Raw genomic sequence first — 24,485 nt, forward strand, 5'->3', positions numbered from 1 at the left:
TCGTCAACGCCTTCGACGGAAGGCATCGATTCTAGCGACCGCCAAACGATCCAGTGTGGCAATGCCGCGTCACGCGACGTCGACGCGCGCGGGCCCGTCCACCATCTCGCCGATCACGGCCGCGCGGTCGAAGCCGTCGGCACGGAAGCACGCGAGGACTTCGTCGACCGCTTCCGGCGCGCACGCGACGAGCAGGCCGCCCGACGTCTGCGGATCGGTCAGCAGCGCCTGCGCGACGGGCGGCAGCCCGTCGGCGAGCCGCACGTCCGTGCCGTACGCGGCCCAGTTGCGACCCGATGCGCCGGTGAACACGCCGTTGGCAACGAACGCCTCGACACCCGTGAGCCACGGCAGCGATGCGTAGTGCACGCGCGCGGTGAGGTGCGCGCCGCGCGCCAGTTCGAGCGTATGGCCGAGCAGCCCGAAGCCCGTGACGTCGGTCAGCGCATGCACGCCCGGCAACGCGGCGAGCTCGGTGCCCGGCCGGTTCAGCTTGGTGGTCGTCGCGACCATCTGCGCGTAGCCTGCGGCATCGAGCTGGCTCTTCTTCAGCGCGGCCGACAGCACGCCGACGCCGAGCGGCTTGCCGAGCACGAGCACGTCGCCCGCGCGCGCGGCCGCGTTGCGCTTCACGCGCGACGGATGCACGACGCCGATCGCCGCGAGCCCGTAGATCGGCTCGACCGAATCGATCGAATGGCCGCCCGCGACCGGAATGCCGGCGTCGGCGCATACCGCTTCGCCGCCGCGCAGCACGGCCGCGATCGTCTCGTGCGGCAGCACGTTGATCGGCATCCCGACCAGCGCGAGCGCGAGGATCGGCTTGCCACCCATCGCATAGACGTCGGACAGCGCGTTGGTCGCCGCGATGCGGCCGAAGTCGAACGGATCGTCGACGATCGGCATGAAGAAGTCGGTGGTCGCGACGATCGCCTGCTCGTCGTTCAGCCGGTACACGGCCGCGTCGTCGGACGTCTCGGTGCCGACCAGCAGGTCCGGGAACAGCGCGGGCGGCGTCGCGCGCTTCAGCAGCTCGGACAGCACGCCCGGCGCGATCTTGCAGCCGCAACCGCCCCCGTGCGACAGGCTCGTGAGGCGCGGAACGGCAGGCTGGGCTTGAGTGGCTTCGGTCATCGTCGGCATCCGGTGAATAACAACACTCCATTATCGACAATTCCGCGCGAGCGCGCCCGATACCCACATAATCGTCGGCGCTCGCCCTCGTCCGTCCCCTCATTCATGGATCACCTGTTCATCGGCCTCGTGCTGTGCTCCGCGCTGCTGCACGCCATCTGGAATGCGTTCCTGCACGTCAGCGAAGACCGGCTCGTCCAGCTCGGCACGATGTCGCTGCCGTATCTCGCGTTCGGCGTCGCCGGCGCCGTGCTGCTGCCCGCGCCGGCGCCCGCCGCGTGGCCGTACGTCGCCGCGTCGGCCGCGCTCGAGGTCGCGTACTGCTTCACGCTCGCACGCGCCTACCGCAGCGGCGAATTCGGGCAGATCTATCCGATCGCGCGCGGGATCTCGCCGCTGCTCGTGTCGGTGCTCGCGTTCGCGGTGCTGCACGAGCGGCCGACGCCGTTCGGCTTCGCCGGCATCGCGCTCGTGTCGTTCGGCATCATGTCGCTCGCGCTGCGCCGCGGCTTCCGGTTCTCCGGGGAAGGCGTGCCGTATGCGCTGCTCACAGGCGTGTTCATCGCCGCGTATTCGATCTGCGACGGCGTCGGCTCGCGCGTGTCCGGCAGCACGCTCGGCTACATCGCGTGGGTGTACCTGCTGTGGAGCGTGCCGCAACTCGTGCTCGTCTGCGCGGTGCGCGGCGGCCCGCGCGCGGTGCTCGGCTCGCGCACCGCACTCACGCAGGGCGCGATCGCCGGCACGATCTCGCTCGCCGCGTATGCGATCGTGATCCTCGCGTACCGGCACCTGCCGGTCGCAACGGTGTCGGCGCTGCGCGAAACGAGCTCGATCTTCGCGGTCGCGATCGGCTGGTTCGTGATGCGCGAGCGGCCCGGCGCACAGCGGCTCGCCGCGTGCGCGCTGGTGGTTGCGGGCGCAGCGCTGATCCGGCTTTAAGCGGAAGCAACGCGCGCCCGCGGCCCGCCGCGTCAGAACTTGTGGCGGATACCCGTCACCGCGACGATCTGCGTACGCGTGCTCGACGGATTCGAGATCCCTTCGATCGCGGCCACCGCGTTCGACGACGCGCGCTGGTAGAACGCATTCACGTAGATATCGGTGCGCTTCGACAGGAAATACTGCGCGCCGATGCTCGTCTGCAGGTAGTGCGAACTCGGCTTCGGCCCCTGCGACGCGAGCACCTGCGTATAGGTTTCGCCGAACGCGAACTGCAGCGCGGGCGTCATCAGGTAGCGCACGCTGCCCTCGTAGTTGTTGAAGCGTATCGCGCCGCCCGTCTGCAGGTTGAACAGCGAGCTGGTGTACAGCAGCCCGAACGTCGCGGCGCCCCATGCATACGCGCCGCCCGCGCCCCAGATCTGCTGGCGCGTCACGCCCTTGATGAACGTGTAGTAGTTGTCGGACGCCGCCGCGCCGGTCGTGTCGAGTGCCGGATGGTCGACGCGCACATACGCGGCGCCGAGTTGCAGCGGCCCGTTCTCGTAGCTCGCGCCAAGGCTCCACACGCGGTTCTCGGCGAACGACGTCGAATTCGAGAAGCCGTACAGGCCGACCGCGCGCAGCCCGTACAACGTGGGCGTCTGGTACTGCACCGAGTTGTTGGTGCGGAACGTGTTGTTCAGGTCGTCGGTGTCGAACGGATGCAGCGCGTACTGCGTGAGCGCGGTGGTCGCGCCGATCTGCAGCGGCTCCAGCACTTCCTGCGCCGCGTTGTACTGGCGGCCCATCGTCAACGTGCCCCAGCGGTCGTTTTCGAGCCCCACGTACGCGCGGCGCCCGAAGATCCGGCCGCCCTGGCTCGCGGCGCCGCTCTCGATGTTGAAGCCGTTCTCGAGCCGGAACACCGCGCGCGTGCCACCGCCGAGCGCCTCCTTGCCGAGCAGCCCCCAGCGCGTGCCCTGTTCGTTGCCGCCGGTCGCCTGCCACGCGGCATGCCCGTTCTGGTTGTTCGTGTACGTGATCCCCGAATCGACGACGCCATACAGCGTCACGCTCGACTGCGCGTGCACATGCGTCGCACCCGCCGCGATCGCAATGCCTGCCAGCGCGATCGCCATCTCTTTCCGTTTCATCTCCGACCCCTTTTGTCGATTGAATATGGGGAGTGATTTAATTCTCCCGAAACGTGTTTTATTGATTAAAACATCGTCTTATTCATTGTCGAATTCGGCGATTTGAAGCGTCAAGCCATGCCAAAAATCGCACACGGGAGTCACAACGACCTGATCCACCAGGTGTTTCGAAGAATGAAACAAACCCAATAACTACGGGCGATACAGGCCGATCGCCGCGCGTAATCCCGGCACCGAAAAAAGCCCTTGACCGCAATTTTCTGCCGTTGTGAAATATTGATACGCTGTTTTAATCATTAAAACAAACGCGCGAGACGCTTCGAGAAACTAGGTAAAGAACCTGATCCCATGCTGACGTTTAATTGCAACAACGCGCCCCTCGGCGAATCGCCCGCGTATTTCGTCGCGCAGCCGACGGCGCCCGCGCTGCCGATCGTCGTGGATTCGCCGCACAGCGGCATTGCGTATCCGCCCGACTTCTCCCCCGTCGCGCCGCACGATGCGATCCGCACGACGTGGGACGCGTACATCGACGAACTGTGGGCCGGCGCCCCCGCGCGCGGCGGCACGCTGCTCGGCGCGACGTTCCCGCGCGCGTACATCGATCCGAACCGCGCGGCAACCGACATCGACGCGACGCTGCTCGCCGAGCCGTGGCCCGAGCCGCTTTCGCCGCAGCCGTACACGCAGCGCGGGATGGGGCTGATCCGGCGCGACGCACTGCCCGGCGTGCCGCTGTACGACCGCAAGCTGTCGCTCGCCGAAGTACGCCACCGGATCGACGCGTACTACCTGCCGTACCGCCGCGCGCTTGCCGGCATCGCCGAGCCGCTGCATGCCGCGCATCGCGCGCTGTGGCACATCGACTGCCATTCGATGAAGTCGCGCGGCAACGCGATGAACGTCGACGCGGGCGTGCTGCGGCCGGACGTCGTCGTCAGCGACCGGCGCGGCACGACCGCCGATCCGGCGTTCACCGCATGGACCGCGCAGTGGTTCGCCGACGCCGGCTACCGCGTGCAGATCAACGACCCGTACCAGGGCGGCGACCTGCTGACCGCGCTCGCCGATCCCGCGCGGCAGCGTCACAGCATCCAGATCGAATTCAACCGCGCGCTGTACATGGACGAAGCCGCGTTCGCGAAACACGCGGGTTTCGCCGCGCTGAAGCGCTCGGTCGACGCATACCTCGACGCGCTCGCCGGTTACGTGCGTGCGCGCGTCGCATCGCCGGGAGGTGCCGCATGACGACCTATATCGTCGACGCCGTCGACAGCGCGTTGAAGCTGCTGACCTACGTGGCGGAGCATCCGAACCTCGGCGTGACCGAACTGGCGTCGCAACTCGGCATCAACAAGTCGCGTACATACCGGATGCTGTGCACGCTCGAACTGCACCGCTTCGTCGTGCAGGACGCGCGCACGTCCACCTATGCGCTCGGCCCGCAGGCGTTCGTGATCGGCGTGGCCGCGTCGCAGCAGAACGCGCTCGTGCGCGCCGCGCACCGGCACATGCTCGCGCTCAACCAGGCGATCAACGAGACCATCGTGCTGCGCGTGCGCGAAGGGCTCGAATCGGTGTGCGTCGCGCGTTGCGAAACGACGCACGCGGTGCGCACCGTCGGCTCGGTCGGCAACCGCCGGCCGATCAATTTCGGCGCATCGGGCAAGGTGCTGCTCGCGTTCGCGCCCGACGCGGTGCGCGACGAATATCTCGCGCAACTGCGCAGGAGCGGGCTGGCCGACGACCTGCCGAAGCTCGCCGGCGAACTCGACGCGGTCGCGCGCAAGGGTTATGCGGTGAGCAGCGGCGAGGTGACGCCCGGCGCGGTCGGGATCGCGGTGCCGGTACGCGACCTGACGGGCGCGACGGTTGCGTCGGTCAGCGTGACCGGCCCCGAGGTGCGCGTGAGCCACGCGGACATCCCCGACTATCTCGAACGCCTGCAGGCGTGCAGCCACGCGATTTCCGCCGAACTCGGCTACGTTCCGGCGCGCGCCGCGCTGCAACCGGCCTGACGCCCCGCTTCCTTCACCGACGAACCGACCCGACGAGGATCCGATGTCCGCCTCTTCCCCGAACCCCGCCGGCGCGCACGGCGCCGACGCTGCCGCAATCGTGGCCGACGATCCGGCGGCCGGCGATCCGGCGGCGCCCGCCGGCCACGCGCCGCATCCGCACGGCAAGATGCTGCACCCGGTCGTGATGATGCTGTGGGTGCTGGCCGCCGCGATCGCGCTCACGTGGATCGTCGACTCCGGCCACTTCGCGCGCAACGGCCGGCTCGTCATCCCGGGCACCTATCAGGTGGTGCCGAAGACGACCTCGCTCGCGACGCTCGTCGCGCCGGCCGTCAGCCACAGCACGCCCGCGCATGCGCTGCCGGCGAGCCTCGTGTCCGCGTTCGTCGCGGTGCCGGAAGGGCTGCTGAAGAACGCGCCGTTGATCGTGATGGTGATGTTCGTCGGCGGAATGTTCGGCGTGATGCGCAAGACGGGCGTCGTCGATGCGGGCATCGACCGGCTGCTGCAGCTCACCGGCAACAATGCGTACCTGCTGACGCCGCTGCTGATGATCCTGATCGGGCTCGGCAGCACGCTGCTCGGTTTCATCTCCGAATACCTCGTGATCATTCCGATGGTCGTCGTGATCGCGCGGCGCCTCGGGCTATCCGACCTGTTCGCGGTCGCGCTCGTCGCGCTCGCCGCGAAGATCGGCTATATCGCGTCGGTGACGAACCCGCTCGCGCTCGCCGTCGCGCAGCCGCTCGTCGGCGTGCCGCTGTTCAGCGGCGTTGCGCTGCGCGCGGCCGTATTCGTCGTATTCCTGACGATCGGCATCCTGTACCTGCTGCGCTACGTGCGCAACACCGGCTACCGGGCCGGACAAACTGCGCGGGGCCACGCCGCGCACGCGGCCGCGAAGCTGTCGCTGCGGCACAAGGCGACGCTGGCCGTGTTCGCCGCGGCTGTCGCGATGCTGATCTACGGCACCCGAGAACTGAAATGGGGCAACGTCGAACTCGCGGCGTTCTATGCGGCCGTGAGCATCGCGACGGCCCTGATCGGCCGGCTCGATTCGCGCAGCGCGGCCGACGCGTTCGTCGACGGGATGAAGAACATGATGCTCGCCGCGCTGCTGATGGGGCTCGCCGCGTCGGTCGAGCTGCTGCTGCAGAACAGCCTCGTGCTCGACACGCTGATCCATTTCTTCACGCGGCTCGCGGACGGGCAGTCGCCGGTGTGGGTCGCGAACGGGCTGATGGGCGTGCAGATGGTGCTCGACGTGTTCATTCCGTCGGTGTCGGGCAAGGCCGCGGTCAGCATGCCGATCATCGGGCCGATCGCGCAGCTTTCCGGCGTGAGCGGCCAGACGTCGGTGCTCGCGTTCGTGCTCGGCGGCGGACTGACGAACCTCGTCACGCCGACGTCGGGAATGCTGCTCGCGTACCTGGCGACCGCGCGTGTCGATTTCGGCGCGTGGATCCGCTTCGTGCTGCCGCTGTTCGCGACGCTGCTCGCGCTGTCGTGCGTCGTGCTGACGTTCGCGGTGTGGATCGGGTATTGACCCTCACCTGCGTCGTAGAACGCGAATGCTCTCCGCGCCGCGGAGAGCATGAATCCTTCCCGGCCCGACGGCAGGCATCGCAAAACGACGCCGAAGCCGGATACCGTTTTCAAGCCACCGCAATCGCGCCACCGAACGCCCGCTCGTCGATCGCCTCCGCAAGCGTCGCGAACGCCGTCGCGATCTCGTCCTCCGGCACGCACGCATAGCCGAGCAGCAGCCCCGGCGCCGCGCGCCCGCGATCCGCGTAATAACCGGACAGCGGCCGCACGACAATGTTGCGTTCGAGCGCGGCCTGCGCGACTGCGCGATCGTCGACGCCGGCCGGCAATTGCGTGACGAGATGCAGCCCCGCGTCGCTGCCGAGCGCCTGCAGCGTATCGCCGTAGCGGCGCGCAACCGCATCGAGCAGCACCTCGCGGCGCTGCCCGTACAGCGTGCGCATCTTGCGGATATGCGACACGAAGTGTCCTTCCGCGATGAATTCCGCGAGCACCGCCTGCTGCAGCAACTGCCCTTCGCGATACAGCTCGGCGCTCGCGGTCGCGAAGCTTTCCGCCAGCGGTTCCGGCGCGACCAGGTAACCGACCCGCAGCCCCGGGAACAGCGTCTTGCCGAAACTGCCGACGTAGATCACCTGCCCGGCCGTGTCGAGACCCTGCAGCGACGCGAGCGGCCGGCTGCCGTAGCGGAATTCGCTGTCGTAGTCGTCCTCGATGATCCAGCAGCCATGCTGACGCGCGTATTCGAGCAGCATGCGCCGCCGCGCGAGGCTCATCACCATCCCGAGCGGATACTGGTGCGACGGCGTGACGAGCATCAGCTTCGGCGGTTCGGCGAGATCGGCGGCCGACGGCGCGATGCCTTCCTCGTCGACCGGGATCGGCCGCGTGGTCAGCCCCGACACGTTCAGCACGCTGCGCACGCCCCAATAGCACGGGTCCTCGGTCCAGATCGCGTCGCCCGGATCGGTCAGGAGCCGCACCGCGAGGTCGATCGACTGGTGGATGCCGGTCGTGATCACGATCTGCTCGGGCGTGCAGCGCACCGAGCGCGACGTGCGCAGGTAGTCGGCCAGCGCCTCGCGCAGCAGCGCGAGCCCGCCGCCCGGCGCATAGGTCAGCAGGTCGGGGCGCAGGCGCCGCCAGTACTTGTTGTGCAGCCGTGTCCACACGCGCGCCGGAAATCGCGACACATCGGGCACGCCCGGCATGAACGCGCCGCCCTGGCGCTTCGACACGCCGGCCCCTTCGACCAGCCGCGTGCCGCGCGCGGACAGCCGCCGCGCGGACGGCAATACGACGGCCGGGCCGGCCGCGGTGTCGGGCGGCGCACCGACGATCTCGTCCGGCGCGCTGTCGGCGACGAACGTGCCGCGGCCCGTCGCCGAGTTCACATACCCTTCGAGCGCAAGCTGTTCGTAAACCTGCGTGACGGTGTTGCGCGCGATCCCGAGCTCGGCGGCCAGCAGCCGCGACGACGGCACGCGCGTGCCGGCCGGCAGTTCGCGCGACAGGATCGCCTGTTGCAGCAGCCGGTGAAGCTGCCGGTAGATCGGCTGTTCGCCGCCGCGCACGAGGCGCTGCGCCAGCCAGTCCGACAACACGCTCGTGCGCATGATTGGCTCCTGAATATTTATTGAAATGGCTCTGATTGCCAGAGCCAAATGTGATTATAGTCGCCTCCATGGGCTGCCAACGCGCCCGATTCCCTACTCACCGGATAGAACATCAAGGAGATGACCGTGAAGAATGCCGACCTGCAGGCCCGCAAGAACGCCGCTACCCCGCGCGGCGTCGGCGTGATGTGCGATTTCTACGCAGCCCGCGCCGAGAACGCGGAACTGTGGGATGTCGAAGACCGCCGCTTCATCGATTTCGCCGCCGGCATCGCGGTGCTGAACACGGGCCACCGCCACCCGAAGATCGTCAAGGCGATCGCGGATCAGCTGAACAACTTCACGCACACCGCTTACCAGATCGTCCCGTACGCGTCGTACGTCGAGCTGGCCGAGAAGATCAACGCACGCGCGCCGGGCGATTTCCCGAAGAAGACCGCGTTCTTCACGACCGGCGCCGAAGCCGTCGAGAACGCGATCAAGATCGCGCGCGCAGCGACCGGCCGTCCGGGCGTCATCGCGTTCTCGGGCGGCTTCCACGGCCGCACGATGATGGGCATGGCGCTGACCGGCAAGGTCGCCCCGTACAAGCTGAACTTCGGCCCGTTCCCGGGCGACGTGTTCCACGCCCCGTACCCGAACGCCGTGCACGGCGTGACGACGGCCGACTCGATCAAGGCGATCGAGATGCTGTTCAAGGCCGACATCGATCCGAAGCGCGTCGCCGCGATCATCTTCGAACCGGTCCAGGGCGAAGGCGGTTTCTACCAAGCGCCGGCCGAATTCGTGCGCGCGCTGCGCAAGATCTGTAACGAACACGGCATCCTGCTGATCGCCGACGAAGTCCAGACCGGCTTCGCGCGTACCGGCAAGCTGTTCGCGATGCAGCACTACGACGTGCTGGCCGACCTGATCACGATGGCGAAGAGCCTCGCGGGCGGCATGCCGCTGTCGGGCGTCGTCGGCCGTGCCGACGTGATGGACGCGGCAGCGCCCGGCGGCCTCGGCGGCACGTACGCGGGCAACCCGCTGGCGGTCGCGTCGGCGCACGCGGTGCTCGAGATCATCGACGAAGAGAAGCTGTGCGACCGCGCGACGCAACTCGGCGACGTGCTGAAGGCGAAGCTGAGCGCGCTGCAGGCCGACGTGCCGCAGATCGCCGACGTGCGCGGCCCGGGCGCGATGATCGCGGTCGAGTTCCTGAAGCCGGGTTCGGGCGAGCCGGATGCGGAATTCACGAAGCGCGTGCAGACGCGCGCGCTCGAGCGCGGCCTGCTGCTGCTCGTGTGCGGCGTGTACTCGAACGTCGTGCGCTTCCTGTTCCCGCTGACGATTCCCGAGGCCGTGTTCGACGAAGCGCTCGTGATCCTCGAGGAAGTGCTGAAGGAAACGGTCGGCGTGCCGGCCTGAGTTCCCGTCCACTGAATGCGCCGCCGCCGTCGTCGAGACGGCGGCGGCCTTTTCATCCGTCATCTTCAAAGCAGACACCGGCATGAGCACTGTTCAAGAAACCCTGGCACTGAAGGACCCGTCGCTGTTCCGCCAGCAGGCGTACGTCAACGGCGAATGGCAAGGCGCAACGAACGGCGAGACGTTCGAAGTCCGCAACCCGGCGACGGGCGGCCTGCTCGGCACCGTGCCGGCAATGGGCACGGCCGAGACGCGTCACGCGATCGACGCCGCGAACGCTGCATGGCCGGCATGGCGCAAGAAGACCGCGAAGGAACGCGCGGTCATCCTGCGCAAGTGGCACGACCTGATGATGGAAAACGCCGACGACCTCGCGCTGATCCTGACGACCGAGCAGGGCAAGTCGCTGGCCGAGGCGAAGGGCGAGATCGGCTACGCGGCGTCGTTCCTCGAGTGGTTCGCCGAGGAAGGCAAGCGCGTGTACGGCGATACGATCCCGACGCCGGCGAGCGACAAGCGCATCGTCGTGACGAAGGAAGCGATCGGCGTGTGCGCGGCGATCACGCCGTGGAACTTCCCGGCGGCGATGATCACGCGCAAGGTCGGCCCGGCGCTCGCCGCAGGCTGCCCGATCGTCGTGAAGCCGGCCGAGGCGACGCCGTTCTCCGCGCTCGCGATGGCCGTGCTGGCCGAGCGTGCGGGCGTGCCGGCCGGCGTGTTCAGCGTCGTCACGGGCGACCCGAAGGCGATCGGCGGCGAACTGACGTCGAACCCGATCGTGCGCAAGCTGTCGTTCACCGGCTCGACGCCGGTCGGCCGCCTGCTGATGGCGCAATGCGCGGCGACGGTCAAGAAGGTCTCGCTGGAACTCGGCGGCAACGCGCCGTTCATCGTGTTCGACGACGCCGATCTCGATGCGGCCGTGCAGGGCGCGATCGCGTCGAAGTACCGCAACAGCGGCCAGACGTGCGTGTGCACGAACCGCTTCTACGTGCATGAAGCCGTGTACGACCAGTTCGCGCAGAAGCTTGCAGCGGCAGTCGGCCAGCTGAAGGTCGGTCGCGGCACGGAGCCGGGCGTGACGCAAGGCCCGCTGATCAACGAAGCGGCCGTGCTGAAGGTCGAGGCGCACATCGAGGACGCGCTCGCGAAGGGCGCGACCGTCGTGACGGGCGGCAAGCGCCACGCGCTCGGCCACGGCTTCTTCGAGCCGACCGTGCTGACGGGTGTCACGCCGGCGATGAAGGTCGCGAAGGAAGAAACGTTCGGGCCGCTCGCGCCGCTGTTCAAGTTCGGCAGCGACGACGAGGTGATCCGCCTCGCGAACGACACCGAGTTCGGTCTGGCCGCGTATTTCTACAGCCGCGACATCGGCCGCGTGTGGAAAGTCGCCGAAGCGCTCGAATACGGGATGGTCGGCGTGAACACGGGCCTGATCTCGAACGAAGTCGCGCCGTTCGGCGGCGTCAAGCAGTCGGGCCTCGGCCGCGAAGGCTCGCACTACGGCATCGACGACTACGTCGTCATCAAGTACCTCTGCCTCGCCGTCTGACGGTTCAGGGCCTGCCGCTTCGGTGACAGGCCCTGACCGCCCGGCCGGAACCGGGCGGTCCGACGCGGGCCGGCACCCCTCTCCGCCGTGCCCGCGTCGCCTTGCGGCGCTACTCTCGAAGTCTTCGTGCTCCACATGCGCGATTTCGGCGCCGCCTCGGCCGAACGTCATACCGTTCGCGAATTTCGTTCACGTCTCATTTCTCGTTCCGCGGCAAGCCGCTAGATTGAGCGTTCCGCCTCGATCCGGTTTGCACACGCATGAACACTTCCTCCGACGGTCCGACCCGCGCACAACCCGCACGAGGCGTCCCCGCGCCGCTTCCTCTCGTTCGCCCCGGCGCTCGCCGGCGCCCGCGGCGCGCCACCGCGCCTGCGAAGCAAGGAGCCTGCGCATGATCTTGAGTACGTCCAGTCGTCGAACGATCCCGCCTGCGGGAAACTCGCGCGGCACAAGCAATCACCAGCCATTCACCGTCATCTACGACGGGCCGGCACTCGTCGAGCACCGAATGGACGTGCGCGACCTCGCCCCGGCGCTCATCGCGATCGCCGACCTGTTCACGTCCACCAACAAGGAGCTCAACGGCGAAAACGCCGAGGTGCGTCTCGAGGTCCGGGGCAGCTTCAAGGCCGGCTCGTTCCACTCGGAGCTGATCTTCGTCCAGTCGCTCGCGAGCCAGATCCGCGACCTGTTCGCGGGGCCGAACGCCGGCGCGTTCAGCAACGCAATGGCGATCCTCGGCGCACTCGGCATCGTCGGAGGCGGCGGCCTGATCGGCCTGATCCGCACGCTGCGCGGACGCAAGCCGCATCGCATCGAGCAGGAAGGGGAACACACCCGGGTCTGGATCTCGGAACAGGAATCCTTCACGGTCGACGAAGTCACCCATCGGCTCTACCTGAACCGGACGGTCCGCGTCAGCCTGCAGAAAGCGCTGTCGCCGCTCGAACGCGACGGCATCGCCAGCTTCCGCATCGTTCGCGGCGACGCGGTCGAACTCACGATCGAGAACGACGAACTCGATGCGTTCGCGAGCGGCGACGATCCCGGCGAAGTGGTTACCGACACGATCGCGCGCAAGGTGTTGCTGCTCGAATCCGTCGTGTTCAAGGACGGCAACAAGTGGCGCGTGCACGACGGCACATCAGCGTTCTTCGCCGCGCTTGAGGACGAACAGTTTCTCGCGAAGGTCGATGCCGGCGAGCGCTTCGGAAAAGGCGACGTGCTGATCGTCGATCTCCGTCAAACGCAGATCGTCACCGACGAAGGGCTCCGTAACGAATACCGGATCGTCAAGGTTCGCGAGCATCGTGCGCCGCTGCAGCCAGCACTGATCTGACCGTTACCGGCATGACGCGCGGGCCGGCACCCCTCTCCGCCGTGCCCGCGTCGCCTCGCCTCCCTACGCTCATCTGAATACGTTCACCGCATCGACAAGCCGCGTTGCCTGCTGTTGCAAACTCTCCGACGCCGCCGTGCTCTGCTCGACCAGCGCCGCGTTCTGCTGCGTGATGTTGTCCAGGTGCACGACCGCCTGATCGACCTGCGCAACGCCCGTGCTCTGCTCGGCCGTCGACGAACTGATTTCCGCGATCAGGTCCGATACGCGCTTCACCTGCGTGACGATGTCCTCCATCGTCTTGCCCGCGCCGTCGACAATCCGCGCGCCCGACTCGACCCGCTCGACGCTCGCGCCGATCAGCGTCTTGATCTCCTTCGCCGCGTTCGCGCTGCGCTGCGCGAGCGCCCGCACTTCGCCCGCGACCACCGCGAAGCCGCGCCCCTGTTCGCCCGCACGCGCGGCCTCGACTGCCGCATTCAGCGCGAGGATGTTGGTCTGGAATGCGATCCCGTCGATGACGCCGATGATGTCCGCGATCTTGCGCGAGCTGGCGGTGATGTCGTTCATCGTCGTGACCACTTCGCTCACCGCCTTTCCGCCGCGCTCGGCCACATCGCTCGCCGACACCGCGAGCCGGTTTGCCTGCAGCGCGGTTTCCGCGTTGCTGTCGACCGTCGCCGTCATCTCGGCCATCGACGCGGCCGTCTCCTGCACACTCGACGCGGCCTGCTCGGTGCGCGCGCTCAGGTCGTTGTTGCCCTGCGCGATCTCGTTGCTCGCGCGCTGCACGTTGTGAACCTGCTCGCTGACGTCGTCGACGAGCCAGCGGAACATCAGCCCGAGCTGGTTGATCGTGCGCAACGTCATCCCGATCTCGTCGACGCGGTTCATCCGCACGCCGCGCCGGCTCTCGCCGGTCGCGACGTTCAGCGCCTGGTCGTGCAGCCGCTTCAGCGGACGCACGATCTGCACGTCGAGCCATAGTCCGGCCGCAGCCGCTACACCGGCCGTCACGCCCGCAAACGCCGCGAGGCCGCCGCCGGCCAGCCCGCATGCCCAGCCCGCGCCGACGACAGCCGGCGCCAGCACGCCCAGCGCCGCATGAACGCGCGCACGCACCGACATCGTCTGCGACAGCGACGCGATGCGCAGCAACCCGGTGCGGATGACGAGCCCCTGGTGGAACCGGCGCTGGCCGGCCTTGCCTTCGCGAAACGCGCGATACAGCGCGTCGGCAGCCTCGGACTCGTCGCGCGGCGCCTTCGTGCGCACCGACATGTAGCCCTGCGGCTCGCCGTTGCGCATCACCGGGATCGCGTTCGCGCGCACCCAGTAATGATCGCCGTTCTTGCGGCGGTTCTTCACGAGCGCGGTCCACGGCTCGCCGCGCCGGAGCGTCGCCCACATGTCGGCGAACGCCTCGCGCGGCATGTCGGGGTGGCGCACCACGTTGTGCGGCTGGCCGACGAGTTCCTCGTTCGAGAAGCCGCTCACCTGTGCGAACGTCGTGTTCGCGTACGTGATGGTGCCGTCGGCATCGGTCGTCGACATCAGCGTGACGTCGTCGGGAAAATCGAATTCTTGTTGGGTAACAGGCTGGTTGTTGCGCATGCAAGGCTCCGAAAGGCGGATCTGTCGTCCGCGCCGCGCTGAAATCACGCTCAGTAGCCGAAAAACGGTTGATCGCTTTACGACGGTCTTCATATTTACTGTCGGCAATCCGGCCGAAAACCTTACCCTTGCCGCGCATAAAATATGCAATTCGACCGATGCCATGATTTCGATCAAATAATCCGGCGATAATCGCCGCGCTCGCTTATCTGCATGTCACGGACGCACTGTCCGGCAGCGCCGCACCGCGTACCAATCCCGGCAGCCATTGCGCGCGTCGAAACGATTCGGTCTATCCTGCTCCATTCAACCGGTATTCGAATTCGATGAAAAAGACATTGCACGAACTGAATCGGCTGCGCTGGAATACGGCGACGGTCGCGCATAACAGCCATAAAGGCGATCAGGCCGCTTTTTTCCGGCATGGCGGCTCGACGCTGTTTCCGGAAGAACGCGAACTGCTCGGCGACGTCACGGGCCTGCGGCTTTTGCACCTGCAGTGCAACGCGGGGCAGGACACGCTGAGCGTCGCGCGCGACGGCGCGGATGCGACGGGCATCGACATCTCCGACGAAGCGATCGGCTTCGCGCGGTTCGAGCACGCCGACCTGCCGCGCCTGCCGCCGATGCATGCGATCGCCGCGCACCGGGCGGCCGCATGACGCGCCGCACCGCCGCCGAGCGCGACGCGCTTTCCGCACGCACGCTCGCGCGCGACGACGTGCCGCTCGTGTGGACCATCGACCGGCGCGAGATCATCGAGCACCTGTATGTGCTGCGCGACGGCGCGCTGCATCTCGTTCCTGAGTTCTACGATGTCGCCGGCTGGCCCGATGGCGAAGCCGATCACTACACGCCGATCCTGCTCGACTGCCACGATCGCGGCGGCTGGTTCCTCGGCAGGTTCGACGGCGCGCGGCTCGTCGCGGCGGTCGTCGTCGACAGCCGCCCGCTCGGCCCGCGGCACGACATGCTGCAGTTGAAGTTCCTGCATGTGAGCCGCGACTGGCGCGGCTGCGGGCTCGGTGAGCAACTCCACCGCGCGGCCCACGCGCAGGCGCGCGCGATGGGCGCCGAACGCCTGTATGTGTCGGCGACGCCGTCGCAGCGCACGATCGACTTCTACCTGCGGCTCGGCTTCATGGTCAGCGCATCGCTCGACCCGGCGCTTTACGCGCTCGAGCCGGAAGACATTCATCTGGAAGGGCCGACGGCCTGACGCACCGGCATGCGGGTGACGCGTAGAATTTCCCGCGTTGCCGCGGGGCTGCCATCAGCCAACACGGAGAGCGAAATTGCAGAACGAACCGCAGCCGCGGGCCATGCCGAAGATCCTCGTGAGCATGTGCGTGGTCGGTCATCCGGTGCGTTACAACGGCTCGGCCAAGACCGCCGCGCACGAGGCGCTCGAACGGTGGCAGCGCGAAGGGCGTCTCGTGCCCGTCTGCCCGGAACTGGCGGGCGGCTTCAGCGTGCCGCGCCCGCCCGCCGAAATCGCGGATGGCGAATCGGGGCAGCGGGTGCTGTCGGGCACCGCACGCATCGTCGACGTGAACGGAACCGACGTGACGGCGCCGTTCGTCTCGGGCGCGCGAACCGCGCTGGCACTCGCCCGCGCGCACGATTGCCGCTTCGCGATCCTGGCCGACGGCAGTCCGTCGTGCGGCAGCACCTTCATTTATGACGGGAGTTTCGCGAACCGGCGGCACGCGGGTGCCGGTGTCACGGCGGCGTTGCTGCGCCAACACGGCGTCGAGGTGTTCGCGGACACCGAGATCGACGCGCTCGACGCGCGCCTCAGGCAGATATCCCGGGCCGGTTAACGACGAAGCGCGGCACGAAGATGCTCGTGCCGCGCTTCGTTCAAGCGTGCGTCAAAGCGGAGAAGCGGCGCATGTCCGGCCGCTTCGCCGCATGACGCGGGTCAGACGCGTTCGATCGCGATCGCGATGCCCTGGCCGACGCCGATGCACATCGTGCACAGCGCAAAGCGGCCGTTCGTGCGATGCAGCTGATACATCGCGGTCGTCACGAGACGCGCGCCCGATGCGCCGAGCGGATGGCCGAGTGCGATCGCGCCTCCGTTCGGGTTCACACGAGGATCGTCGTCGGCGACGCCGAGCATGCGCAGCACCGCAAGACCCTGCGACGCGAACGCCTCGTTCAGTTCGATCACGTCGAACTGGTCGATCGTCATCCCGAGCCGCGCGAGCAGCTTCTGCGTGGCCGGCGCGGGGCCGATGCCCATCACGCGCGGCGCGACGCCGGCCGTCGCGATGCCCAGCACGCGTGCGCGCGGCGTCAGGCCGAAGCGCTTCGCGGTTTCTTCGTTCGCGAGCAGCAGCGCGGCTGCGCCGTCGTTGACGCCCGACGCGTTGCCGGCTGTCACCGAGCCGTCCGGGCGCACGACGCCCTTCAGCTTCGCGAGCGCTTCGAGCGACGTCTCGCGCGGATGCTCGTCGCGCGAGAAGACGACGGGATCGCCCTTCTTCTGCGGAATCGTGACGGCGACGATTTCCTCGGCGAGCGTGCCGTCCTGCTGCGCGCGCGCGGCCTTCTGCTGGCTGCGCAGCGCGAACAGGTCCTGGTCGGCACGGCTGACGTTGTAATCGGTGGCGACGTTCTCGCCCGTCTCCGGCATCGAATCGACGCCGTGAAGCTGCTTCATCAGCGGATTGACGAAACGCCAGCCGATCGTCGTATCGTAGATGTCGGCCTGACGCGCGAACGCGCTCGCGGCCTTGCCCATCACGAACGGCGCGCGCGTCATGCTTTCGACGCCGCCCGCGACCATCAGCGCGGCCTCGCCCGACTTGATCGCCCGTGCGGCCACGCCGACCGCATCCATCCCCGAACCGCACAACCGGTTGATCGTCGAACCCGGCACGCCCTGCGGCAGGCCCGCGAGCAGCGCCGACATGCGCGCGACGTTGCGGTTGTCCTCACCGGCCTGGTTCGCGCAGCCGTAGATCACGTCGTCGATCGCCGTCCAGTCGACGTCGCGGTTGCGCTCGACGAGCGCCTTGAGCGGCACCGCGCCGAGATCGTCGGCGCGCACGCCGGACAACGCACCGCCGTAACGCCCGATCGGCGTACGGATCGCATCACACAGAAAAGCTTCGGTCATCAGTGTCTCCAGTCGGCCGGAGTTGACGCCTGGGCGCTTGCTCCGGTCCCGTGCTTCGCGGTCGGCCGGTGCGGGCGCGCTAGCGCTGGCTCCGGCCACATGCAAGGCTGGGAAATGAACGGGGCGCGCCCCTTGCATAACCCGCCGGGATGCGCTTAAATGTTCTATATACGAACATAAGATCGTGTATCGAACGTTCAACGCATCATAGGGAGTGCGGGGACGACCTGTCAAGCGCCCGATCCGCCGTGCGGTTGGCGTGTCAGGCCCCATGCGCTATCTTCTCGGCTGCACGATATTCCAACCGCACATGACAACCGAAGACACTCAGAAACCCGGCGACTCCTACGTCCAGTCGTTCGCCCGCGGGCTGGCGGTGATCCGCGCGTTCGACGCGCAGCGCCCGGAGCAGACGCTCACCGAAGTCGCGGCGGCCACCGGCCTGACGCGTGCGGGCGCGCGCCGGATCCTGCTCACGCTGCAGACGCTCGGTTACGTCGAGGCCGACGGCCGGCTGTTCCGGCTCACGCCGAAGATCCTCGAGCTCGGCTTCGCGTACCTGACGTCGATGCCGTTCTGGAATCTCGCCGATCCGGTGATGGAGCAATTGTCCGCGCAGATCCACGAAAGCTGCTCGGCCGCCGTGCTCGACCGCACCGAGATCGTCTACGTGCTGCGCGTGCCGACGCACAAGATCATGACGATCAACCTGTCGATCGGCAGCCGGCTGCCCGCGTACTGCACGTCGATGGGCCGCGTGCTGCTGTCCGCGCTCGACGACGCGGCGCTCGACGAAACGCTCGCGCAGAGCGGCATCCGCGCGCACACGCCGCGCACGATCACGGATCTCGGCGAACTGAAGGCGACGATCGCGCAGGTGCGCCAGCAGGGCTGGGCCGTGGTCGACCAGGAACTCGAGGTGGGCCTGATGTCGATCTCCGCGCCGATCCGCAACCGGCGCGGGCAGATCATCGCGGCGATGAACATCAGCGGCAACGCGCAGCGGCATACCGCGAAGCAGATGGTGAAGGAGTTTCTCGGGCCGCTGCAGCAGGCCGCGCAGACGGTGTCGGAGCTGGTGGCGCGGCGGGGGTGAGCGTCCAGCTCGATTGTCGTATCGGCGATACGACAATCCGCTCATGAAAAAAGCGGGCAGCACAAGCTGCCCGCCAACTCTGACTCTTTTGCAACGTTCTTCTCACGGAACACGGAGCAAACTCCGCGTCGCACAATTTAGTGACGCGCGGAAGCCCGGTCAATTTGACGAGAACGAAATTGCGCTGAGCCTATCGGACACCGTGCCCGCCGCACCCACTCACGCACCGAGCAACATCCCCGTGCGCACCGGCACCGTGCCCGTCACGCGGCCGAGCGGCGCACCGGCCGTCACGAAACGGATCGCGCGCCGCATGTAGAACACGCCATCGGTCCCGCTCGAGATTGTCGTGATCGCATCCGTCAGCGGATCGACGATGTCGAACAGCGGATCGCCGGCGCGGATCGTCGCGCCGATCGCCGCACGGTGCACGAGAATCCCGCTCACCGGCGCGTAGAACTGCTCGCTGCCGGCGAGCGGCGTAGCCGGCGCGGCAAGCGGCGGCAGCGGCGCGCGTTCGCCCCGCACCTCGCCGCGCCACACGAGATAGTCGACGAGCGCATCGGCGTCGCGCTGCGCATATTCATACGTCACGTCGCGCTGGCCGCGGCACTCGACCGTCACGGCCACGGTGCCGGCCGCCATCGGCGTGCCGGCCGGCAAGTGCTGCCGCAACCGCGACCACAGCAGGTGATGCGCATCGTCGAACGCGTGCCCGCCGGAATCCTCGGCGAGCAGCGACACGTCCGCGCCGAGATAGCGCGCCAGCGGCTCGACCTCCGGCCACGCGGTGTCGCTCGTGTACACGTGCATCACCGCTTCGAGCGAACAATGCAGGTCGATCACGACATCGGCATCATGCGACAGCTTCAGCAGCGCGAGCTGCAGCGCGTCGAATTCGGTGCGCGGCGCGATCTCGTCGAGCGCCGCGCCGACGCATTCGCGCACGATCGCGCGGTTGCGTTCGGGGTCGTCGCCGAGGCGGTCGCGCGCACGCGCGGCGATTTCCGCGAGCGGCAGGAAGCCGCGATTGAAGTTGCGGCCGCTCGCGAGGTCGAAACGGCCGATGAATTGCCCGAGCAGGTGATGATTGAGGCCGACCGGGTTCGCGACCGGCACGAGCACGATCTCGGCCGCGAGCCGGCCTTCGGCGTCGAGCTGCGCGAGACGCTGCTTCAACACGAACGCCGCGAGCATCGCGGGCGTCTCGTCCGCGTGCAGCGCGGCCTGCAGGTAGATCTTGCGGCCGGTATCGGCCGGCCCGAAATGAAAGCTCGTCAGCGTGCGCTGCGTGCCGATCGACGGCGACAGGAGCGGCGTGGTGCGAATCTGCATCGATGGTCTCGAACGGATGAAAGCGGAGGAATCGGGGAACCCGGCCTGCACGGCGCTCAGTCGCCGTACGGGTTGAAATCGAAGTACTGCTTCGCGATCCTGTCGTAGGTGCCGTCCTTCAGCATCGCCGCGATCGCGCCGTCGATCGACGCCTTGAGCGCCGTATCGGACTGCCGCATGCCGATGCCGACACCGCGATCGCCCAGGTCGAGCGGCGCGCCGACAAACGCGAAGCCCTTGCCGCGCGGCTGGCGCAGGAACCCGTAATCGGCTTCCACCGTGCCGAGCAGCGCGGCGTCGAGCCGGCCGTTGACGAGATCGGCGAACACGTCGTCCTGGCTCTTGTACGGCACCACGCCGACGCCGGCCGGCGCCCAGTGCGCAAGCGCCCACGATTCGAACTGGGTGCCCGACTGCACGCCGACGCGCTTGCCGGCCAGCGACGCCGCCGCGCTGCCGAGCCCGCTCTCGGGCCGCGCAACGAGCCGCGACTTGAAACGGAACAGCTTCGACGAGAACAGGATCTGCTTCTCGCGCTTCTCGGTGATCGCCATCGACGACAGGATCGCGTCGATCTTGCGCGCCTGCAGCGCGGGGATCATCCCGGAGAACTCGAGTTCCACCCACTGGCAGCGCAGTTGCGCACGGCGGCAGATCTCGTTGCCGAGATCGACGTCGAACCCCTTCAGGCTGCCGTCGGGCGCCTTCGCGTCCATCGGCGGATAGGTCGGGTCGATGCCGACGCGCACGACATGCGCGTCCAGCGCGCTGGCGGACGTGGCCGCGAATCCGAGGCACAGGGAAACGAGCGGGACGAGGAAGCGTTTCATGGTCGACCGAGGGCAGGAAGACGGGCAAGCGGCATGAGCCGGACTGCCAGCGATCGTAGTGCGCACGCGCCGCCGACGGAATCGTCGGCTGCCTTATCATGATCACTCTTTTCGATCACTGGCCTCGCGCTTGCCCATGGCGTTCACGCTGTCCCAGCTCCGCATCTTCCAGGCCGTCGTCGAGCACGGCAGCCTGCGCGCCGCGGCACGCGCGCTCGATCTCGCGCAAAGCGGCGTCACGCAGCAACTGCAAAGCCTCGAGGCGACGCTCGGCGCGACGCTGTTCACGCGCACCAATCGCGGCATCGTGCCGACGGCCGTCGGCCAGCGGCTGCTCGCGCGCTCCGGTTCGATCCTCGGCGAATGCGAGCAGGTCGAGCGGGAAATCCGGCAACTGAGCGGCGCATACGAAGGCACCGTCACGCTCGGCCTCGTGACCGAACCGCTGATCGACGCGTTCGCGCCCGTGCTGACCGCGTTTCGCGCGCGCTTCGACAAGGTCGACGTGCACCTGCGCACCGGCACGTCGCGGATGATGATCGGCTGGTTGCGGGAAAGCGCGGTCGATTTCGCGATCTCGCACGTCGCCAGGCAGACCGACACGACCGATCTCGCGGTCACGCCGCTGCATGCGTCGGCGCCGGTCGTCGTGTGCCGCAACGGGCATCCGGCGATGCACGCCCAATCGCTCGCCGAACTGGCCGGCTACGCATGGGTGTCCACACGCTCGCCGAACCTGAGCGCCGACCCGGTCGTCAACCGGCTGCTCGCGTACTTCGACGCGCACGGCCAGCCGCCGCCGAAGATCCTCGCGACCGTCGAAGGAATGTTCGAGACGCTGCAGATCGTCACGCAGACCGATTGCCTTGCGCTCGAAACCGAAGCCATCACGCGGCAGGGGCCGTTCGCCGGCGCGCTCGCCAAGGTGCCCGTGCGCGAGCACGTGGAATCGCAGGACGTCTGCCTGCTGCAGCGCGCGGCCGTGCCGCTGGCGCCGGCCGCTCAGGAACTGGCGACGATGCTCGCGTCGTATCTGAGGATGGTGCGCGGGCGGTAAGCGCGCATTGCCGCCTGCCGCCGGATGCCCGTCGCCCGTCGCCCGTCGCCGGAAGCCCGTCGCTCCGCGCGTCAGTCCATCGACTCCCGGGCCGTCTCGCGCAGCATCGCGACCGCGATCAGCGACAGCATCACGCACGCGGCCACATAGCCGGCCGGCGCGAGCTTGCTGCCGGTCGTCTTCACGAGCCAGGTCGCGATGAGCTGCGCGGTGCCGCCGAAGATCGTCACCGCGAGCGCATACGCGATCGAGATGCCCGTCGCGCGCACATGGCGCGGCAGCGACTCGCACATCAGCGCCATCTCCGACGCCGAGCCGAGCGAATAGAACAGCAGCATCAGCGCGGTGAGCGGCAGGATCACCGACAGCGTCGGGTGATGGTTCATCAGCCAGAACGCCGGGAACAGCAGTACGACCAGCACGCCTCGGCCGACGAAGATCGGCACGCGCCGGCTGCCGATCCGGTCCGACAGCCAGCCGAACAGCGGGCACGTGACCAGCATCACGCAGCCCGATGCGACGCCGACGAACATCGACAGCTTCATCGGCAGGCCAAGCGTATGGATCGCGTAGGTCGGCATGTAGAAGGTCAGGATGTAGGTCGACACCGTGCCGCCCATCACCGTGAGCATCAGCAGCAGCACCGTGCGCGTGTGCTTCGAGAACAGCTCGTGCAGCACGCCGCGCTCGATCCCGTGATGGCTGTCGCCGGGCGCATCGTCCGCGAGCCGGCGGCGCAGATACATGCCGACCGGCGCGATCAGCACGCCGACGAGGAACGGCAGCCGCCAGCCCCAGCTTTCGAGCGCATCCTTGGTCATCGTGTTCGACAGCAGCGCCGCGAAGCCCGAGCCCATCAGCGCAGCGCCGCCCTGCGTCGCGAGCTGCCAGCTTGCACGGAACGCGCGGCGCGACGTGCCGCCCTGTTCGAGCAGCGTCGTGGTCGCCGCGCCGAATTCGCCGCCCTGCGAGAAGCCCTGCATCAGCCGCGCGAACACGACGAGCAGCGGTGCGGCCATGCCGGCCTGCGCATACGTCGGCGCGATCGCGATCAGGCCGGTGCCGAGCGCCATCAGCATGATCGTCAGGTTCAGCGCGGCCTTGCGCCCCTTGCGGTCTGCGTACACGCCGAGCACGACGCTGCCGAGCGGCCGCGTGAAGAAGCCGGCGGCGAACGTCGCGACCGACAGCAGCAGCGACGTGGTCGGATCGCTCGACGGGAAGAACAGCTTGCCGATCAGCACCGCGAAAAAGCCGTACACGGTGAAATCGAAGAATTCCAGCCAGTTGCCGATTACGGCCGCCGCGATCGCACCGCGCCGCGTGACGGCGGGCGCGCCGGTTGCGCCGGCTTCGGCGGCCCCCGCCGATGCGGGGTGCAGCGCGAGATGGTCTTTCTGCATCGTTTTATGCTCCTCTCAATGCGGCCGGAAGCGCCGGCCGCGCGCCACCGCGATCACTGCCCCAGGTAACGCTCCACGAGACGTGTCCAGAACGCCGCGCCGATCGGCAGGTTGCGATCGTTGAAATCGTATTTCGGGTTGTGCACCATGCAGCCGTCCTCGCCTTCGCCGTTGCCGAGCCGCACGAACGAACCCGGCCGCTGCTGCAGCATGAACGCGAAATCCTCGCTGCCCATCAGCAGGTCGGTCTGCTCGACCACATGCGCGTCGCCGACGAGCTCGCGCGCGACCTGCGCGGCGAAATCCGTTTCGGCATCCGTATTGACGACGACCGGGTAGCCTTCGATGTACTCGACGTTCGCGCTCGCGCCGTAGCTCGCGGCCTGCGTTTCGGCCAGCTCGACGATGCGGCGCTTGAGCAGCGCGCGCACGTCGGGGCTGAACGAGCGCACGCTGAGTTCGAGGCGCGCGCCGTTCGGAATCACGTTGTTCGCGGTGCCCGCGTGCATCGAGCCGACCGTGACGACCGCCGGCTGAGCGGGGTCGACGTTGCGCGCGACGATCGTCTGCAGCGCCATCACGATGCTCGCAGCGACGACGACCGGGTCGACCGTCAGGTGCGGCCGCGCCGCGTGGCCGCCGACGCCCTCGATCGTGATGATCGCCTTGTCGCCGGCCGACATGAACGGGCCGCGCCGCGTGAGGAAGACGCCGGGCGCCGCGCCCGGATGGTTGTGCATGCCGAATACGGCGTCGCACGGGAAGCGTTCGAACAGGCCGTCGTCGATCATCTTCTTCGCGCCGCTGTCGACGCCGTGTTCTTCCGCCGGCTGGAAATACAGGTGCACGGTGCCGGAGAAGTTGCGCGTCTTCGCGAGCTGCTGCGCGGCGCCGAGCAGCATCGTCGTGTGGCCGTCGTGGCCGCACGCGTGCATCTTGCCGTGCGTGCCGCTCGCATACGGCAGGCCGGTCGCCTCGACGATCGGCAGCGCATCCATGTCGGCGCGAATGCCGATGCTGCGCGTGCCGTCGCCCACGCGCAGCGTGCCGACGACGCCCGTCCTGCCGACCCCGCGCGTCACCTGCCAGCCCCATTGCTCGAGCTTGTCCGCGACGAGCGCGGCCGTGTCGTGCTCTTCGTACGCGAGTTCGGGATGGTGATGGATATGGTGACGGATCTCGCGCAGCCCGCCGGCGGCGGGCAACAGATCCTCGATTTCGGTGAATCGGACGTCGGTGGTCATCAAGCGGCTCCTGCTGATTGTCAGCGTGTCAGCCGCACGCGGACGGTGCGTGCGGGAAAGCGAGCCACTATATCGAGC

At 67.9% G+C, this 24,485-nt stretch carries 20 protein-coding genes and 1 pseudogene; 12 read left to right on the top strand and 9 right to left on the bottom strand.

The window, feature by feature from the left end; genetic code table 11:
- Positions 1-69: 69 nt before the first annotated feature.
- Positions 70-1,134 (bottom strand): selenide, water dikinase SelD, encoded by a 1,065-nt coding sequence (selD, locus tag LXM88_RS28440; protein WP_262546434.1) that lies wholly within the window; start codon positions 1,132-1,134, stop codon positions 70-72.
- Between the two features lie 105 nt (positions 1,135-1,239).
- Here selD and LXM88_RS28445 point away from each other — a divergent pair, with 105 nt between their 5' ends.
- Positions 1,240-2,076 carry a DMT family transporter gene (locus LXM88_RS28445; RefSeq protein WP_262546437.1) on the top strand — a complete coding sequence of 279 codons (837 nt, stop codon included), beginning with the start codon at positions 1,240-1,242 and terminating at the stop codon, positions 2,074-2,076.
- Between the two features lie 32 nt (positions 2,077-2,108).
- On the opposite strand, the gene LXM88_RS28450 is transcribed toward LXM88_RS28445, so the two are convergent.
- Positions 2,109-3,212 carry a porin gene (locus tag LXM88_RS28450; RefSeq protein WP_262546439.1) on the bottom strand — a complete coding sequence of 368 codons (1,104 nt, stop codon included), beginning with the start codon at positions 3,210-3,212 and terminating at the stop codon, positions 2,109-2,111.
- Between the two features lie 348 nt (positions 3,213-3,560).
- On the opposite strand from LXM88_RS28450, the gene LXM88_RS28455 reads away from it, so the two are divergent.
- The 3 genes from LXM88_RS28455 to LXM88_RS28465 are packed head-to-tail and all read left to right on the top strand — an operon-like array spanning position 3,561 to position 6,779.
- Positions 3,561-4,460 carry an N-formylglutamate amidohydrolase gene (locus tag LXM88_RS28455; RefSeq protein ID WP_262546442.1) on the top strand — a complete coding sequence of 300 codons (900 nt, stop codon included), beginning with the start codon at positions 3,561-3,563 and terminating at the stop codon, positions 4,458-4,460.
- Positions 4,457-5,230: an IclR family transcriptional regulator gene (locus LXM88_RS28460; RefSeq protein ID WP_262546444.1), complete on the top strand. Its 774-nt coding sequence runs from the start codon at positions 4,457-4,459 to the stop codon at positions 5,228-5,230. Before LXM88_RS28455 ends, LXM88_RS28460 begins: the two co-directional genes overlap by 4 nt.
- Positions 5,231-5,273: 43 nt before the next feature.
- Complete coding sequence (locus LXM88_RS28465; RefSeq protein ID WP_262546446.1) at positions 5,274-6,779, top strand: YfcC family protein; 1,506 nt, start codon at positions 5,274-5,276, stop codon at positions 6,777-6,779.
- A gap of 109 nt (positions 6,780-6,888) precedes the next feature.
- Here the strand turns inward: LXM88_RS28465 and pdxR are convergent, their stop codons facing one another.
- A complete protein-coding gene (pdxR, locus tag LXM88_RS28470) occupies positions 6,889-8,397 on the bottom strand; it encodes a MocR-like pyridoxine biosynthesis transcription factor PdxR (protein WP_262546448.1) in 1,509 nt (502 codons plus the stop codon).
- Between the two features lie 126 nt (positions 8,398-8,523).
- Between pdxR and LXM88_RS28475 the strand changes: the two genes are divergently transcribed.
- From LXM88_RS28475 to LXM88_RS28485, 3 genes are all read left to right on the top strand, one after another.
- Positions 8,524-9,807 carry a 4-aminobutyrate--2-oxoglutarate transaminase gene (locus tag LXM88_RS28475; protein WP_262546451.1) on the top strand — a complete coding sequence of 428 codons (1,284 nt, stop codon included), beginning with the start codon at positions 8,524-8,526 and terminating at the stop codon, positions 9,805-9,807.
- 82 nt (positions 9,808-9,889) lie between these two features.
- Entirely contained in the window at positions 9,890-11,359 is a 1,470-nt protein-coding gene (gabD, locus tag LXM88_RS28480; RefSeq protein ID WP_047902325.1) for an NADP-dependent succinate-semialdehyde dehydrogenase, read from the top strand.
- 511 nt (positions 11,360-11,870) lie between these two features.
- Complete coding sequence (locus LXM88_RS28485; RefSeq protein ID WP_262546456.1) at positions 11,871-12,701, top strand: hypothetical protein; 831 nt, start codon at positions 11,871-11,873, stop codon at positions 12,699-12,701.
- Between the two features lie 69 nt (positions 12,702-12,770).
- Here the strand turns inward: LXM88_RS28485 and LXM88_RS28490 are convergent, their stop codons facing one another.
- Positions 12,771-14,315 carry a methyl-accepting chemotaxis protein gene (locus LXM88_RS28490; RefSeq protein ID WP_262546458.1) on the bottom strand — a complete coding sequence of 515 codons (1,545 nt, stop codon included), beginning with the start codon at positions 14,313-14,315 and terminating at the stop codon, positions 12,771-12,773.
- Positions 14,316-14,641: 326 nt separating this feature from the next.
- On the opposite strand from LXM88_RS28490, the pseudogene LXM88_RS28495 reads away from it, so the two are divergent.
- The 3 genes and pseudogenes from LXM88_RS28495 to LXM88_RS28505 all read left to right on the top strand — a co-directional run.
- A pseudogene (locus LXM88_RS28495) lies at positions 14,642-14,923 on the top strand (SAM-dependent methyltransferase); the annotation flags it as partial.
- A gap of 50 nt (positions 14,924-14,973) precedes the next feature.
- Entirely contained in the window at positions 14,974-15,534 is a 561-nt protein-coding gene (locus LXM88_RS28500; RefSeq protein WP_262546461.1) for a GNAT family N-acetyltransferase, read from the top strand.
- Between the two features lie 103 nt (positions 15,535-15,637).
- The gene (locus LXM88_RS28505) at positions 15,638-16,138 is read left to right on the top strand and encodes a DUF523 domain-containing protein (protein ID WP_412524171.1); all 501 of its coding nucleotides are present in this window, start codon (positions 15,638-15,640) and stop codon (positions 16,136-16,138) included.
- Between the two features lie 101 nt (positions 16,139-16,239).
- Here LXM88_RS28505 and pcaF read toward each other — a convergent pair whose 3' ends face one another.
- The gene (gene pcaF, locus LXM88_RS28510) at positions 16,240-17,442 is read right to left on the bottom strand and encodes a 3-oxoadipyl-CoA thiolase (RefSeq protein WP_262546466.1); all 1,203 of its coding nucleotides are present in this window, start codon (positions 17,440-17,442) and stop codon (positions 16,240-16,242) included.
- A 271-nt stretch (positions 17,443-17,713) separates the two neighbouring features.
- On the opposite strand from pcaF, the gene LXM88_RS28515 reads away from it, so the two are divergent.
- Positions 17,714-18,538 carry an IclR family transcriptional regulator gene (locus LXM88_RS28515; protein WP_412524172.1) on the top strand — a complete coding sequence of 275 codons (825 nt, stop codon included), beginning with the start codon at positions 17,714-17,716 and terminating at the stop codon, positions 18,536-18,538.
- 219 nt (positions 18,539-18,757) lie between these two features.
- Here the strand turns inward: LXM88_RS28515 and LXM88_RS28520 are convergent, their stop codons facing one another.
- Together LXM88_RS28520 and LXM88_RS28525 are read right to left on the bottom strand one after the other, a co-directional pair.
- Complete coding sequence (locus LXM88_RS28520; RefSeq protein WP_262546471.1) at positions 18,758-19,873, bottom strand: succinylglutamate desuccinylase/aspartoacylase family protein; 1,116 nt, start codon at positions 19,871-19,873, stop codon at positions 18,758-18,760.
- A 56-nt stretch (positions 19,874-19,929) separates the two neighbouring features.
- The gene (locus tag LXM88_RS28525) at positions 19,930-20,703 is read right to left on the bottom strand and encodes a transporter substrate-binding domain-containing protein (protein WP_262546473.1); all 774 of its coding nucleotides are present in this window, start codon (positions 20,701-20,703) and stop codon (positions 19,930-19,932) included.
- A 136-nt stretch (positions 20,704-20,839) separates the two neighbouring features.
- On the opposite strand from LXM88_RS28525, the gene LXM88_RS28530 reads away from it, so the two are divergent.
- The gene (locus LXM88_RS28530; protein WP_262546474.1) at positions 20,840-21,760 is read left to right on the top strand and encodes a LysR family transcriptional regulator; all 921 of its coding nucleotides are present in this window, start codon (positions 20,840-20,842) and stop codon (positions 21,758-21,760) included.
- A 71-nt stretch (positions 21,761-21,831) separates the two neighbouring features.
- Here LXM88_RS28530 and LXM88_RS28535 read toward each other — a convergent pair whose 3' ends face one another.
- On the bottom strand, positions 21,832-23,163 hold the full coding sequence (locus tag LXM88_RS28535; RefSeq protein ID WP_262546477.1) for an MFS transporter: 1,332 nt from the start codon (positions 23,161-23,163) through the stop codon (positions 21,832-21,834).
- A 53-nt stretch (positions 23,164-23,216) separates the two neighbouring features.
- Entirely contained in the window at positions 23,217-24,407 is a 1,191-nt protein-coding gene (locus tag LXM88_RS28540) for a M20 aminoacylase family protein (protein WP_262546478.1), read from the bottom strand.
- Positions 24,408-24,485: the final 78 nt, after the last annotated feature.

The sequence above is a fragment of the Burkholderia sp. S-53 genome, from assembly GCF_025560745.1.
GTDB lineage: Bacteria > Pseudomonadota > Gammaproteobacteria > Burkholderiales > Burkholderiaceae > Burkholderia > Burkholderia pyrrocinia.

Excerpts from the sequence above, each read along its gene's own strand:
- pdxR (WP_262546448.1), bottom strand. The coding sequence starts at position 8,397 with ATGCGCACGAGCGTGTTGTCGGACTGGCTGGCGCAGCGCCTCGTGCGC.
- LXM88_RS28445 (WP_262546437.1), top strand. The coding sequence starts at position 1,240 with ATGGATCACCTGTTCATCGGCCTCGTGCTGTGCTCCGCGCTGCTGCAC.
- LXM88_RS28525 (WP_262546473.1), bottom strand. The coding sequence starts at position 20,703 with ATGAAACGCTTCCTCGTCCCGCTCGTTTCCCTGTGCCTCGGATTCGCG.
- LXM88_RS28460 (WP_262546444.1), top strand. The coding sequence starts at position 4,457 with ATGACGACCTATATCGTCGACGCCGTCGACAGCGCGTTGAAGCTGCTG.
- LXM88_RS28540 (WP_262546478.1), bottom strand. The coding sequence starts at position 24,407 with ATGACCACCGACGTCCGATTCACCGAAATCGAGGATCTGTTGCCCGCC.
- pcaF (WP_262546466.1), bottom strand. The coding sequence starts at position 17,442 with ATGACCGAAGCTTTTCTGTGTGATGCGATCCGTACGCCGATCGGGCGT.
- LXM88_RS28485 (WP_262546456.1), top strand. The coding sequence starts at position 11,871 with ATGGACGTGCGCGACCTCGCCCCGGCGCTCATCGCGATCGCCGACCTG.
- LXM88_RS28535 (WP_262546477.1), bottom strand. The coding sequence starts at position 23,163 with ATGCAGAAAGACCATCTCGCGCTGCACCCCGCATCGGCGGGGGCCGCC.
- LXM88_RS28500 (WP_262546461.1), top strand. The coding sequence starts at position 14,974 with ATGACGCGCCGCACCGCCGCCGAGCGCGACGCGCTTTCCGCACGCACG.
- LXM88_RS28455 (WP_262546442.1), top strand. The coding sequence starts at position 3,561 with ATGCTGACGTTTAATTGCAACAACGCGCCCCTCGGCGAATCGCCCGCG.
- LXM88_RS28530 (WP_262546474.1), top strand. The coding sequence starts at position 20,840 with ATGGCGTTCACGCTGTCCCAGCTCCGCATCTTCCAGGCCGTCGTCGAG.
- selD (WP_262546434.1), bottom strand. The coding sequence starts at position 1,134 with ATGACCGAAGCCACTCAAGCCCAGCCTGCCGTTCCGCGCCTCACGAGC.
- LXM88_RS28450 (WP_262546439.1), bottom strand. The coding sequence starts at position 3,212 with ATGAAACGGAAAGAGATGGCGATCGCGCTGGCAGGCATTGCGATCGCG.
- LXM88_RS28465 (WP_262546446.1), top strand. The coding sequence starts at position 5,274 with ATGTCCGCCTCTTCCCCGAACCCCGCCGGCGCGCACGGCGCCGACGCT.
- LXM88_RS28490 (WP_262546458.1), bottom strand. The coding sequence starts at position 14,315 with ATGCGCAACAACCAGCCTGTTACCCAACAAGAATTCGATTTTCCCGAC.
- gabD (WP_047902325.1), top strand. The coding sequence starts at position 9,890 with ATGAGCACTGTTCAAGAAACCCTGGCACTGAAGGACCCGTCGCTGTTC.
- LXM88_RS28515 (WP_412524172.1), top strand. The coding sequence starts at position 17,714 with ATGCGCTATCTTCTCGGCTGCACGATATTCCAACCGCACATGACAACC.
- LXM88_RS28520 (WP_262546471.1), bottom strand. The coding sequence starts at position 19,873 with ATGCAGATTCGCACCACGCCGCTCCTGTCGCCGTCGATCGGCACGCAG.
- LXM88_RS28505 (WP_412524171.1), top strand. The coding sequence starts at position 15,638 with ATGCCGAAGATCCTCGTGAGCATGTGCGTGGTCGGTCATCCGGTGCGT.